General features: G+C 57.1%; 11 protein-coding genes (1 of these 11 only partly in view). 5 read left to right on the top strand and 6 right to left on the bottom strand.

What is annotated here, in order from left to right; translation table 11 throughout:
* Positions 1-749 carry the 3' portion of an NnrS family protein gene (locus tag ACTG20_RS04255; protein WP_194495546.1) on the top strand. The gene continues 448 nt to the left of window position 1, outside the view, so the window shows 749 of its 1,197 coding nt (coding positions 449-1,197); the start codon falls outside the window, past its left edge; its stop codon occupies positions 747-749.
* A gap of 16 nt (positions 750-765) precedes the next feature.
* Here ACTG20_RS04255 and ACTG20_RS04250 read toward each other — a convergent pair whose 3' ends face one another.
* Positions 766-1,335 (bottom strand): helix-turn-helix domain-containing protein, encoded by a 570-nt coding sequence (locus ACTG20_RS04250; RefSeq protein ID WP_120416016.1) that lies wholly within the window; start codon positions 1,333-1,335, stop codon positions 766-768.
* Positions 1,336-1,454: 119 nt separating this feature from the next.
* Between ACTG20_RS04250 and ACTG20_RS04245 the strand changes: the two genes are divergently transcribed.
* Both ACTG20_RS04245 and ACTG20_RS04240 read left to right on the top strand, forming a co-directional pair.
* On the top strand, positions 1,455-2,630 hold the full coding sequence (locus ACTG20_RS04245) for a benzoate/H(+) symporter BenE family transporter (protein WP_194495547.1): 1,176 nt from the start codon (positions 1,455-1,457) through the stop codon (positions 2,628-2,630).
* A 122-nt stretch (positions 2,631-2,752) separates the two neighbouring features.
* Entirely contained in the window at positions 2,753-3,817 is a 1,065-nt protein-coding gene (locus tag ACTG20_RS04240; protein ID WP_108541792.1) for a DUF3103 family protein, read from the top strand.
* A 68-nt stretch (positions 3,818-3,885) separates the two neighbouring features.
* Here the strand turns inward: ACTG20_RS04240 and metF are convergent, their stop codons facing one another.
* The gene (gene metF, locus ACTG20_RS04235) at positions 3,886-4,776 is read right to left on the bottom strand and encodes a methylenetetrahydrofolate reductase (protein ID WP_005340191.1); all 891 of its coding nucleotides are present in this window, start codon (positions 4,774-4,776) and stop codon (positions 3,886-3,888) included.
* A 329-nt stretch (positions 4,777-5,105) separates the two neighbouring features.
* Between metF and ACTG20_RS04230 the strand changes: the two genes are divergently transcribed.
* Positions 5,106-5,906 (top strand): GNAT family N-acetyltransferase, encoded by an 801-nt coding sequence (locus ACTG20_RS04230; RefSeq protein ID WP_194495548.1) that lies wholly within the window; start codon positions 5,106-5,108, stop codon positions 5,904-5,906.
* Positions 5,907-5,978: 72 nt separating this feature from the next.
* On the opposite strand, the gene ACTG20_RS04225 is transcribed toward ACTG20_RS04230, so the two are convergent.
* The 3 genes from ACTG20_RS04225 to ompW all read right to left on the bottom strand — a co-directional run bounded on the left by ACTG20_RS04225 (position 5,979) and on the right by ompW (position 10,273).
* On the bottom strand, positions 5,979-7,448 hold the full coding sequence (locus tag ACTG20_RS04225; RefSeq protein ID WP_194495549.1) for an ABC transporter substrate-binding protein: 1,470 nt from the start codon (positions 7,446-7,448) through the stop codon (positions 5,979-5,981).
* A gap of 8 nt (positions 7,449-7,456) precedes the next feature.
* Positions 7,457-9,436 carry a HAMP domain-containing methyl-accepting chemotaxis protein gene (locus ACTG20_RS04220; RefSeq protein ID WP_194495550.1) on the bottom strand — a complete coding sequence of 660 codons (1,980 nt, stop codon included), beginning with the start codon at positions 9,434-9,436 and terminating at the stop codon, positions 7,457-7,459.
* A 222-nt stretch (positions 9,437-9,658) separates the two neighbouring features.
* The gene (ompW, locus tag ACTG20_RS04215; RefSeq protein ID WP_005354990.1) at positions 9,659-10,273 is read right to left on the bottom strand and encodes an outer membrane protein OmpW; all 615 of its coding nucleotides are present in this window, start codon (positions 10,271-10,273) and stop codon (positions 9,659-9,661) included.
* Positions 10,274-10,602: 329 nt separating this feature from the next.
* Between ompW and ACTG20_RS04210 the strand changes: the two genes are divergently transcribed.
* A complete protein-coding gene (locus tag ACTG20_RS04210) occupies positions 10,603-10,734 on the top strand; it encodes a hypothetical protein (RefSeq protein WP_265177066.1) in 132 nt (43 codons plus the stop codon).
* Here ACTG20_RS04210 and ACTG20_RS04205 read toward each other — a convergent pair.
* Positions 10,731-12,404 carry a sensor domain-containing diguanylate cyclase gene (locus ACTG20_RS04205; RefSeq protein ID WP_194495551.1) on the bottom strand — a complete coding sequence of 558 codons (1,674 nt, stop codon included), beginning with the start codon at positions 12,402-12,404 and terminating at the stop codon, positions 10,731-10,733. The genes ACTG20_RS04210 and ACTG20_RS04205 overlap by 4 nt on opposite strands.
* Positions 12,405-12,417 lie beyond the last annotated feature (13 nt).

The raw sequence follows: 12,417 nt of genomic DNA, 5'->3' as shown, positions 1-12,417 counted from the left end.
CCCTGTTGCTGATACTGGCCTTGCTCAATGGTGCCAGCTGGTTATGGCAGGCCGATTGGACCACCGTTGAGCACCTATTGATCACCACTGTGCTGTTGTTTACCACCCTGATCGCCGTGATGGGTGGAAGGGTGATTCCGTTCTTCACCGCCCGAGCAACCGGTCAGGAGAAAGCTGCACCTCTACTCTGGCTGGAGCGGGCGGCGCTCGCGACACAGTGGCTTATCTTGCTCTGCTGGCTGTTACTCCCCACCCAATGGGTCACCAGCATATATATAGTGCCTCTCTATATAGTGGCGGCGAGTTTGCATCTGTGGCGGCAACTGCGTTGGCATATGCCATCGACCCTTGCGCATCCCCTGCTGTGGTCACTCCATCTCGCCTATTTGTTTATCCCTCTTGGCCTGCTCGCCCTTGCGGCACATAGCACGGGTCTGCCCATCACGTTGTCGATGGCCAGTCACCTGCTCAGCGCAGGCTGTATGGGCACCATGATCCTGGGCATGATTGCGCGAGTCTCCCTCGGCCATAGCGGTCGGGCCTTGCAGGTAGGACGCAGGATCACTGGCGCATTCGCCCTGGTTATCGCTGCCGCTACAATGCGGGTGGCGATTCCGCTGCTCTGGCCTGCTTATACCCTGCATGGCTGGAACCTCAGCGCGCTTGCCTGGATCGCTGCCTATGGTCTGTTTGTCTGGGTCTATACCCCGATACTGATCCGCCCCAGAGCAGATGGTCGACCGGGTTGATGACTGCGGAACATGTTCAGGGTGTTGCCACCGGATAGTGGATGAGGTTGTGGAAAATCGCCGGGGCTATGCCCAGATTGCGATAACCGTGGGGACGGTCGGCAGCAAAACGCACCGCCTCCCCTTGCACCAATGAACGCCACTCCCCTTCCACCAGCACCTCCATCATGCCGCTGATGACGATGACATGTTCGGTCACTCCCGGCTCATGGGGCTCGGATTCACGCTGGTAACCCGGCAACAGGGTCAGCTCAAGCAATTCGAAGCCAAACCGGTTTTCATAAGGGAAGAGCGGCGCCACTTGCATGCCCTCTCCCGCAGGCTGCTGGCGAATGGCATCGGCGGTGCGATAGAGCACCTCCTCCTGCACGGCTGGTGTGGGCTCAATGAAACTGGAAAATGAGACTCGAAAACCGGTGGCTATCTTCCATAGCGTCGCCACCGTCGGGCTGGACTCTCCCCGCTCAATCTGCCCCAGCATCGCCTTGCTGACACCCGTTTCGCGCGCGGCGGCATCCAGGCTCCAGCCACGCTCGCTGCGCAGCCCCTTCAGTCGAGCAGCCAGATGCTGACTCATCTCTTGCATAACTGCCTCTTTATTACTCTTGCACGATGCACCTTGTGCGTTATAGCGCACAGCGATATAGTCAAAGCTGTATTGTACGTAATAACGCACAGCACGTCACAACGCCAAGAGGAAGAGTCATGCCCTTCGCCATCCCCCATCTGGTCGCAGGCTTTATCGCCGTGATGGTCGGCTACACCAGCTCCGTCATCCTGATCATCCAGGCCGCCACAGCGGCGGGTGCAGATACAGCTCAAGTCGCCTCCTGGCTCTGGACGCTGGGGATCGGCATGGGGGTGAGCTGCATCGGCCTCTCTCTCTATTACCGCATACCCATACTAACCGCCTGGTCCACACCGGGCGCGGCACTGCTGATCACCACGCTAGGCAACTTCACTCTGGCGGAAGCCATCGGCGCCTTTGTGATCTCCTCCCTGCTGATCACTCTGTGTGGCATCAGCGGCTGGTTCGACCGCTTGATGAAACATATCCCGGCTCCGCTGGCCGCTGCCATGCTCGCTGGCGTACTGCTCAGATTCGGGCTGGATCTGTTCAAGGTCGCCCCGCAAGATCCCTTGCTGCTTGGTACCTTGCTGCTGACTTTCCTGTTGGGGCGTCATCTCTGGCCTCGCTATACCATGGTGCTGGCACTGGGAGTGGGGATGCTGATCTGCAGCGTGCGGGGGGATTTGCAAATGGGCACCCTTCACTGGCAACTCGCCAGCCCGGTCTGGACATGGCCAGCCTTCTCCCTTGATGCTCTGTTTGGTATCGCGCTGCCGCTGTTCATTGTCACCATGACATCGCAAAACATGCCGGGGATTGCCATCTTGCGAGCCCATGACTATCAGCCTGCCACCTCCTCGCTGATCAGCTGGACCGGCCTGACTGGCCTGCTGCTCGCCCCTTTTGGCGGTTATGCCTTCAATCTGGCCGCCATCACTGCCGCCATTTGCATGGGCAAAGAGGTCGACCCGGATACCAAGCGCCGCTGGCCTGCTGCGGTTTGGGCGGGTTGCTTTTATCTTGTGACCGGCTGCTTCGGCGCAACCGTCGCGGCCCTGTTTAGCGCCTTTCCGGCAACCCTTGTCACCTGCGTCGCTGGTTTGGCCCTGTTAGGCACCATCGGCAGCAGCCTGCACTCGGCCTTGCAACAGGATGAAGCGCGAGAAGCTGCGCTGCTCACCTTTATCATTACCGCGTCCGGGATCAGCCTGCTCGGCATCGCGGCAGCCTGCTGGGGTCTGCTGATTGGTCTGGCTATCTATCAGTTCCAATTATATCGACAAAGGAATCAATTGAACCTCAAACCGTGAACCTCTGCACACTATCCACATAAAATGATTCACAAGTGAAACTAATTTCCTTCTAGTGGCGTCAGGGCACCAATCTTCCCGGACATGATGCCCTGTCAGGTTCCATGCAACGGAGAATAAAAATGAAAAATCAGGCTGTCTTGTTACTACTGGCCATACTGGGTGCTACGAGCGTCCAGGCTGCCGATACGGATCGAGAGCTGGCTCGCCAGCTCGCACTTCAGCAGAAAAACCTGCTGCCCCTGCTGAGCAATCAGCAATATCAGAGCCCGCTTCCCAATCTGCTGCAGAAGGCCAGCCCGCGCCTTAAGCGGCAGGCGACCGATGCCAACCAAGCGGCCATCAGCCGGCAAGGACTGGATGGCGAGGTCAAGCAACTGATGCAGTTGCGGCTGGCCAACACCGATCAGGCCGCTGCACTGCAACAGGGCGTCGAACCGCTGGTCGCCTATGTTCCAAGTGGAGATGAGAAGAGCTGGAGCGCCATTGAAGCGTTCGACAGCGCTGGCAATCCCGTCTATCTGGATGTGGACAAGGCACCGGCCCGGCCGGTTCTGGTAGTCGAAGCCGATCCCGTCAAAGCCAAGAACGCAGGCTTGAAGGTGATGCGCAAGGCGCTGGCCGATGCGGATCTGCAAAGCGCTCCGCGAGTGGCGGCCAGCACGGCGCCACTCAAGACCAGTATCCTGAAAAAGATCAGACTGAAGGATGATCAGGAGCCCTGGCTACTCGGCGCGGCCGAAGTGTATGCGGTGGTCGCAGGGGTCAATCCCAGTCGGGATGAGCCAGTAGTCGATATTGTCGACATGCCCTACCTCGACTATGACAACACAGACTACACCCCCAACCAGATCCTGGTTTACTGGGATCGCTATCGCTGGGGTGCCGTCGATGTGGTGATGATGGAGCAGGATGACAACGTCAACTACAAGGAGCTGAGCGCCCTGCTGATTGAAGCCCTCAAACTCGGCTTTACCGCGGGTGGCGTGCCGGAAGCACTGCCCTTCCTCGATCTCGGCGGTCGCATCGTCAAGGCGCTGCCCGATTCCTGGATGACCAACAACGACGACTATCTGGATACCTTCTACACACTGGAGCAGGATCAGGTCTATCGCCAGTATCCGGGGGCTGCCGGTAATGCGGTTATCGATCTTGAGCCAAAAGAGATCGCCCCGACCAGACCTTGATAATCGGCCATAACGAAAAAGCCAATGAGCAACTCATTGGCTTTTTGCTTTTATCGCGGTGAGCACTATCAGCCCTTGGGACGAACCCCCAGAGTATGGCAGATGGCATAAGTCAGCTCGGAGCGGTTCAGGGTATAGAAGTGGAAATCCTTCACCCCTTCCTGACTCAGCACGCGCACCTGATCGATGGCGATACTCGCCCCCACCAGATTACGGGTCATCTGATCGTTATCCAGTCCCTCGAAACGCTGATGCATCCAGCGCGGGATCTTCACGTTGGTAAAACCGGCAAACTTGGCCAGGGTCTGGTAGTTGGAGACCGGCAGGATCCCCGGCACGATTTCGGCATCGATGCCGATGGCGGCGCAGCGATCCCGAAAGCGCAAGTAAGTTTCCACATCGAAGAAGAACTGGGTGATGGCGCGGTTGGCACCGGCATCAATCTTGCGCTTGAGGTTGAGCAGGTCGGATTGTGCACTCTTGGCCTCCGGGTGCCCTTCCGGATAGGCGGCAACCGAGATATCGAAGTCAGCCTCCGACTTGAGCAGGGCAACCAGGTCGGTGGCATACATATCCGGTTTCTCCAGCCCCTGCGGCAAGTCACCGCGCAGAGCCACAATATGACGAATACCGCTGTTCCAGTAGTCGCGGGCGATGGTGCGCAATTCGTCGCGGCTGGCATCGATACAGGTCAGGTGCGGCGCCGCAATCAGGCCTGTCCGCTCCTTGATGTCCTTGATCACCTTGTGGGTGCGATCACGGGTGCCGGAGTTGGCACCATAGGTGACGGAGACGAACTTGGGTTCCAGCACTTTCAGGCGTTCGATGGACTGCCAGAGGGTATTTTCCATCCCTTCACTATTGGGCGGAAAAAACTCGAAACTGACCGATATATCGCCATTCAAATCTGCCAAGCTCTGGTTGAGCGCCTCAACCTGACGTGCACTGTGAAATCCCATCTGCTCTTCTCCCTGTCCTGCAATCCATCTGCCTACGTCAAAACGGATGTTTGGACGTCTAAACGTCTTTATATTTATGAGTAAAACGACACAAAGTCAACAGGGATTTACCTCACGTCCGATCTGACGAACTTCATATTTACAAAATTAACGGTACGTAACCGAAAAGTGCCCATCCCAAAATTGCCCCAGTCGAGTTATGATGGGGGCAGATCGTCCTGGACGTTCTGAATCTGCGTGTGATTGTTTGGCCGGAGGTTTCTCCGGCCCCTTTTCATCTATTTCCCACTCCTGCCGATAACAGAATGAGTCTTTGCAGGAGCACCATCATGGATACCCATCCCGGCTTTGCCACCGACTTGCTGTTCGATCGCTATCAGGGCGAGGTTGTTCAGCACGATCAGTTCTGGGCGGTTCGCACGCCGGATGCTCCCGACTACTACTTCGGCAACTACCTGCTGCTCCCCACCCCGCCCAGCGACCGTGACAAAGGCTGGCTGGAAGCCACATTTGATCAGCTGATCGGCCAGGATCCTCGAGTGCGCCACCGCACCTTCCAATGGCCACTGGCAGCCGGGCAAAACAGCCGGATCGCCGGTTTTGTCGCAACGGGATACCAATATATGGAGTGCGTGGTACTGGCGCTGGATGAACAGAGTTGCCCGCCCCTTCACAGCGACATGAACAAGGTTGAGGCACGCACCTTCACCACTGCTGATTGGCCTGAGTGGCTCGACTTCGAACTCCATGAGCGGGATGAGGGACACTCTGAACAGAGCTATCTCCCCTATCTGCGATCCCGCCAGGCGCTCTATCAGGCCATGATTGCCGATGGTCTCGGGGACTGGTGGGGGGTCTGGAAAGAGGGACAACTGGTCGCCAGCTGCGGCCTCTTCTTTTGCGGCACACTTGGGCGCTTCCAGTTGGTACGCACGCACCATGCGTGGCGCAACCAGGGGTTATGCCGCCAGCTACTGAGTCAAGTGGCTCGCGCAGGATTGTCTCGCGCCAAACAGCTGATCATAGTGGCTGACGAGCATTACCATGCCCAGCGCATTTACCGCTCTCTGGGGTTTGCCCCGGTTGCCCGCATCGGCAGCCTCTGCCGCTGGCCCCACGAAGCACAATAAAGCGATACCTGCTGGCCGCGAGCCATAAAAAACGGGAGGCTGATGCCTCCCGTTTTTATTGATGCCGATGACCTATTGCTGTGGCTGCTGTGGCGCTTCCAACTCGTTGGAGAGCGCCTGCTCCACCTCATCCGACGGCGCCGGGAATGGTGCAGCGGCGGCTGATGCGGGTTCTACGGGTGCCACCACGGCAGGCGTTTCACTGGTCGCGGGGGCTGCGGACACCTCAGTCGTCGGCACAGAAACAGGAGCAGGAGCAGGAGCAGGAGCAACCGCATCACACTGACAATCCGCGCTCTTGGCCTTGTTGCCCTGATGAGGGGCATACCAGCCCTTCAAGCCACTTTCCAGTCGATCCGCGGCAGCCTTGGGCTCCATCTTGCCAAGCAGCACAGCCTGACTCACCTCGGCCAGTTCATCCCCCAACTTGGGCGTACCACGGGAGAGGATCTGGGTCGCCACCCGAATGGTCGAGTCACACTGATCGCGCCACTCCATCATCTCTTTGGCCGCCGGATTGGTGACATCGAAGAAGTGGTTGGAGAGTGAGAAGAATCCCGGCAGCGAGTTGGTATAGAGCTCGGCAAATTGCGGCGTCGTCAGCCACTGCAGGAAGGCCATTGCACCCTCTTTATTCTTGCTGGCCGGATTCATCCCCATACCGATATCGGTGTGGTCGGTAAAGAAACAGCCATCACCCTGTTTGGCCACTGGCGGACGCATGACGCCAAAATCGACCTTGCCGGTGAAGGGGGCAATCTCCCAGGAGCCCGCCACATAAAATGCAGCCTTGCCCGAGGTGAACAGCTCGTTGCTGGTCGCATAATCTCGGCTCTCGCCACCTTCACCGAGGTAGGAACGCCAGCGGGCCAGCTCGTCGAACACCTTCACATATTGCGGGTTGTCCAACCGCTCCTGCCCGCCGATCAGTGCTAGACGGCCGTCCTCTCCCTTCCAGTAGTTGGGGCCAATGTTCTGGAAGCCCAGCTCGGAGGCAACCCAGCTCTCGGAACCGCTCATGGCCAGCGGCACATAGCGACCGTCGGCCTTGATTTTGTCCAGCACGGCGAAGAACTGATCGCGGGTTTGCGGCAAGGTGAGTCCCAACTCACTGAAGATCTTCTTGTTATAGAAGAAGCCATGGATCACCGAGGCCATGGGGACGCAGAAGGTCTGGGCTCCGGAGTCAGTCTGCCACGGTGACTGGGCAAAACTCGGGAAGTTCTCCATCCCTGCCATTTCGGTCAGCTCGGCCAGATGGCCCGCCTTGAACAGGGCGAGCGAGTCATCAAACGGACGACAGGTAATGAGATCCCCCGCCTTACCGCCTTTCAGGCTCTCCCACAGAGTGGGCATGTAGTTGACGTTTTGCACTGGATGAAAACTCACCTTGATGCCGGGATGCGCCGCTTCAAACGCCGGGATAATCTTCTGCTCCCACAACGCTTTGTCATCAGTTCGCCAGCTTTCAATCACCAGCTCGCTGGCCATCAGCTGGCCACACAACAGGAGACTCAGGGCTCCAATCCACTTTTTAGACATAAGCCCTCCTAGACCTTGAAATGTGCGATCAATTGCTGCTGTTTGGCGACCAGGTCGGCCAGCACTTCGCTGCTGCTGGCGGATTCGCGCGCCTCCCGCTCTGTCTCGTATGCCACATCGGCAATACCGGCGATATGACGAGCGACCCCCTGACTGACGGAGATCTGCTCCTGAGCGGCATGGGCCACCTGATCCGCCATCGACTTGATGGCCCCCATCCGATCGGCAATGGATTGCAGCGCCACATCCATCTCGCGAGTCTGCTCGACACAGCTCTGGGTCTGCTCCTGGCTGCGTCCCATCACTTCGACCACATGCTTGCTGGAGCTTTGCAGATTCTCAATCATCCCCTGGATCTCTTCGGTCGAAGTCTGGGTGCGATTGGCCAGTGCCCGCACCTCATCGGCCACCACCGCAAAACCGCGACCGGCATCGCCAGCACGAGCAGCTTCGATGGCGGCGTTCAAGGCCAGCAGGTTGGTCTGCTCGGCAATGCTGCGGATCACATCAAGAATGCTGCCGATGTTGTTGCTGAATTCCCCAAGCTTATAGGTGATCCCGACAGCCTCCTCCATGGCGCCAGCCAGCTGCTCGGTGATTCGGCGAGTGGTGGCCACTTTCTGGCGACCATTGCGCGCCTCTTCATCGGCCAGATCCACTTCCCGCTTGGTGCCATCGGTAGAGCGGGCCACCTCGGTGGCGCTCACTTCCAGCTCGGTAATGGCGGCGGCCACCTGATCGGTCTGGCTCTTCTGCTCCTGCACCCGGGACATGGCCCGTTCGCTGATCTCGGCGGCGCGGCTCGCCTCATCCACCAGATGGCGGGAGCCCGCATTGATTTGAGAGAGCAGCTCGCCGGTCTTGCCCGCCAGCGTATCGATGGAGCGAGAGAGACTGCCAAATTCGCAACTGCTGCGGTAGTTGATGCGCCGTGTCATGTCGCCGGCCGCCATGTAATCGAGCTCCTTATTGATCATCTGCAACGGACGCTGAATGCTGCGCGCCGTGGTATAGCCGATCACCAGCGCGGCAGCGGCCGACATCGCGGCAACCACCAGGATCCAGAAGCTGGCACTGCTGACCGCAGCATCGGCATTGATCCGGCTATCACTGGCGATGGCACCGGCGGACTTGCCCATCTCATCGAGCAAATTGAGGCTGTTGACCAAACTGGCATCCAGCTGCTGATTTTGCGTGGCCAGCGACAGCTCCAGTTGCTGAGCCTGACGCATGGTTGCCAGCAAGCCCTGAGCGCCAAGCGCCAACTCCTGCATCCGATCCAGATTGGAGACAAAGCGCGCTTTCACATCATCGGGCACCAGCACCCGCTCCAACCGCTTGCGGGCCATCTCGATATCCTTGCTCAACACCTTTTCCAGCTCGTTCAGGTCGGTTTTGGCATCGGCACGACGGATATTCTTCAGATCGCGGGCGATACCCGAGGTAATGAGCTCCGCCTTGTTGCGCATGGAGCGCTTGCTGGCAGTCTGTTGCAACAGCAGATCCGCCGCCCACTGGTAGGTATCCTCAAGGCGTATAAATTCGATCTCCAGTTTGTGTCGCTGCTCCAGCGCACTGACCCACTGCCGATGCTGGGCCAACACCTGATCAGCCAAGCCATAAAATTGGGTGGTAGCACTCTCGACCTGTTGGAAGCGGGTACGAGCATCCGCTACGTCGGTAAATTTCCCCATCTCCTGACTCAGCTGGGCGAAGCGGTTCTGCTGCTCCTTAAACTGATTGGCCAGCTGCGGCAACTGGGCGGCATCTTCACTAGTGCGGTAGACAAGCACCCAGCGATTACTATCCTGCAGTGCCCCCTTGAGACCTGCGACAGCCACCACCAGCGGGGTTGCCCGGTCAGATACGGCAGAGAGGCCGTCATTTATACCCTTGATTTTAAAGGTACTGATCACACCAAGCAGGATCAGCAACAGCAGCATCAACACGAATCCGGCGATGATCCGCTGCACAATAGATAAGCCCATGGAGACATCCTCACTCATTGGGGGAAGGTAAAGTGAACATAGTCACTATCGGCAGGGGTGGCGAATAACTGAAATAAAGCGGTAGGTATTTAATTGATTTGTATCGGGTTGGATCACAGTACAGACAAAATCAGCCATACGAAAAAAGCCCGGCACAAGCCGGGCTGAAAGAGACGTACTTTGCTATCTTCCGCGGTCCGTTCAGAACCGCAGTCAGAATCATTAGAAGCGGTAGCCAACACCCACCATAAAGGCCATCGGGTCGATATGCGTTTTGAAGGTGCCAACACCATCAACTTTAACATCTGTATCGATATCCATGATCCAGGCTGAACCGTTTACAAACCAGCGATCTGTAACCGCCATATCGATACCGACCTGACCTGCCAGACCCCAAGAGTCGTCAAGGCTGATATTGGCACCATCAAGTGCTCCCACCCCCTTCTCATCAAAGAAGGTGGTGTAGTTCACACCCACACCAACATACGGGCGAACCTTGCTCTGGGCATCGCCAAAATAGTACTGGGCCATCAATGTTGGAGGCAGATGTTTAACCTTGGCAATCTCACCAAGATCGCGAGTACTCACTCTATGGGAGAATGGGGTTGCAGCCAGCAACTCAACACCCCAGTTGTCGGTGATCATATAACCGAGGGTCAGGCCAAGCTGTTGATTACTGTTAATCTCAAATTCACCGGTACCCAATACGTTGTCACTGCTCTCCTGAGGAGAAACGATGGCCAAACCACCACGAACCAGAATATCACCAGCCTGATGGGCCATGGCGAAAGGAGAGGTCACTGCAGCGGCAATCATCAGAGGAAGTAATTTTTTCATCACGTAATCCCTTTTTTGTTTTCATTTGATGCTGTAAGCCCGCTGACTATATGCCCTTGTAAATGCAAAGTTATTGACTTGGAGCAAAGGTTGCACAGAAATAAATCGATTGGTGTGACATCTTTGCGCGCCATCCCAATCTCGTTGAGTCCCCAGATAACAAGCTGAAATGCCTGTTTCTGCAGGTTGTAACTCCCCGCACACAGCGCCAAAAGAGGCAAGCAAACCACATCTTATTGCGCGGCAGAGCGGCTATTAATTGTTGTTAATATGGGCAAATCAGCGTATTTTTTGCGCCATGCAAGTTACTGGGAAGTAATGGTTTGTTTATGAAAAATGTGTCGAAATGGCAAAAGGTGGGGGCCTTTCTCGCGGCCGTGTGGGGTATCGGATCCTTTCTCTTTATCCTGCTCGGTTTTATTGTCGCCCTGGCCTATCTGGTATTGGTACGGCAGGGTTAATCCGGGTTGACAGAGTGCAGCAGGGTGATATTCCCCCCTTCGGCAAGCTGTTCCGGAGTCTGGCCCATGCCCTCCGCAGAGAGGGTACCAGCATAGCCAAACCACCGATTTCGCCCGCCGACTTTGGCCTGGTACAGCGCCATGTCCGCCAGTTTGAAGCTGTGACTCCAGAATGAATCCGGACACTCCGGGTGCAACGGATAGCGGCAGAACCCCAGCGACACCGTCAACCAGAGTGGCGCATCCTCTTTGCCAAAGCGGTGCTGAGCGACACGCTGGCGCAGATATTCGACCCGCAGCGCCAACTCTTGCTCGTCATCCACCTGCAACAGCAACAAGAACTCCTCCCCGCCCAGCCGGATGATAGGCTCGCGCTCTCCTGTCACCACCTTGCGCAGCAGATCCGCCAGCTGTTTCAGCACCAGATCCCCGATGTCATGGCCAAGGCGGTCATTGATCCGCTTGAAATGATCCAGATCCAGCAGCAATAACAGACAAGGTTTGGCCCGGTTGGCCTGCAACCAACCATCGAGATAGCGACGATTGAAACAACGGGTCAAGGGGTCGGTGAATGCAGCCATCTCCATCTGGCTGGATTTTTCCAACAAATCATCGTGTTGCTGACTGACCTTGCTGGCCATCTCCTTGAACTTGCCGCTCAGGGTCGCCATCTCGGCGCTGCTGTCGATATAGGGGATCAAGGTGGCATCTGGCCGATCGCCAAAGCGTTGCAGCGCCGACACCAGCTGCTGCAACGGGGTAAGCACAATGCTGTTGAGCCGATACATGGCGATCATGACGCAGATAAAACTGATAAACAGCATGCCGATAAAGGTCCAGAGCGCCCCCTCCATGACGCCACTCAAGATCTTTCTCTCCTCCTCAATCACCAGAGTCAGCACCGGCTGGTTATCGCTGTTGAGCAGTCGCACCTCTCCCCTGAGCCGGGTGAGCCCAAGGTCGATCAGGCGATACGTTATTTGCGATTTCAGTGGTTTGAAGGTAGCGGTGACATCCAGATTGGCGTGGGAGATCGCCAGTGGCAGCGCGGTACGCTCCGATACTTGCTCGAGGTAGGCCTTGTCGAGCCAACGTACAACCAGCAAGAAACCGTTGAACGGTGCCGACTCGTCACTGTTTCTGATCGGCTGCCACGAGTACATCAGCGGCCCCCACTGGGAAGCACGGATCCCGTGCAGATTGATGCCCCCTTGCGCCACCGAGCGTTCTCTCAACTGCTTTTTCAGTTCATCAAGGAAGTAGGGAAACTGATCCGGATTGATCCCCGGCGCATCGGGTAGCAGGGTACGCGTCCAGATTTCGTAGCCGGTGAGATCCATGAAGCTCATCAGGTTGAGACTAAAATCCCGCATCGGCATATCACTGAACAGGTTGGATTCGATGTACCCCCTGCTTTTGTTGTCCATAAAACGATGGCTGTCATCCCAGATGCCCCAATCCCGACTGAATGCGTCCAGAGCTGCCACATCCGCCTGCACCGCCTTGGTCACGCGCAGCAGATGCTCCTTCATTCGCTGCTCTTCAATCCGGCTGGCTGCCGGGATTTGGGCCCACGCCAGCAGGACCAGCAATAGCAAGATCGCCCCCAGCCAGATGGGGAACATGGAGTAAGCCAACTGATGATCAATCGTGCGCGGAGCCTGAGCCATAACCCGATATATC

Origin of the sequence: Aeromonas sp. 84A (genome assembly GCF_051919345.1) — a bacterium.
Taxonomy (GTDB): domain Bacteria; phylum Pseudomonadota; class Gammaproteobacteria; order Enterobacterales; family Aeromonadaceae; genus Aeromonas; species Aeromonas veronii.
Note: the sequence above shows the minus strand (reverse complement) of the source record. Positions and strands in the feature narration are given on the sequence as shown.

What these genes read in the sequence shown, in the direction of transcription:
- ACTG20_RS04250 (WP_120416016.1), bottom strand. Translation starts at nt 1,335, where the DNA reads ATGCAAGAGATGAGTCAGCATCTGGCTGCTCGACTGAAGGGGCTGCGC.
- ACTG20_RS04245 (WP_194495547.1), top strand. Translation starts at nt 1,455, where the DNA reads ATGCCCTTCGCCATCCCCCATCTGGTCGCAGGCTTTATCGCCGTGATG.
- ACTG20_RS04240 (WP_108541792.1), top strand. Translation starts at nt 2,753, where the DNA reads ATGAAAAATCAGGCTGTCTTGTTACTACTGGCCATACTGGGTGCTACG.
- metF (WP_005340191.1), bottom strand. Translation starts at nt 4,776, where the DNA reads ATGGGATTTCACAGTGCACGTCAGGTTGAGGCGCTCAACCAGAGCTTG.
- ACTG20_RS04230 (WP_194495548.1), top strand. Translation starts at nt 5,106, where the DNA reads ATGGATACCCATCCCGGCTTTGCCACCGACTTGCTGTTCGATCGCTAT.
- ACTG20_RS04225 (WP_194495549.1), bottom strand. Translation starts at nt 7,448, where the DNA reads ATGTCTAAAAAGTGGATTGGAGCCCTGAGTCTCCTGTTGTGTGGCCAG.
- ACTG20_RS04220 (WP_194495550.1), bottom strand. Translation starts at nt 9,436, where the DNA reads ATGGGCTTATCTATTGTGCAGCGGATCATCGCCGGATTCGTGTTGATG.
- ompW (WP_005354990.1), bottom strand. Translation starts at nt 10,273, where the DNA reads ATGAAAAAATTACTTCCTCTGATGATTGCCGCTGCAGTGACCTCTCCT.
- ACTG20_RS04210 (WP_265177066.1), top strand. Translation starts at nt 10,603, where the DNA reads ATGAAAAATGTGTCGAAATGGCAAAAGGTGGGGGCCTTTCTCGCGGCC.
- ACTG20_RS04205 (WP_194495551.1), bottom strand. Translation starts at nt 12,404, where the DNA reads ATGGCTCAGGCTCCGCGCACGATTGATCATCAGTTGGCTTACTCCATG.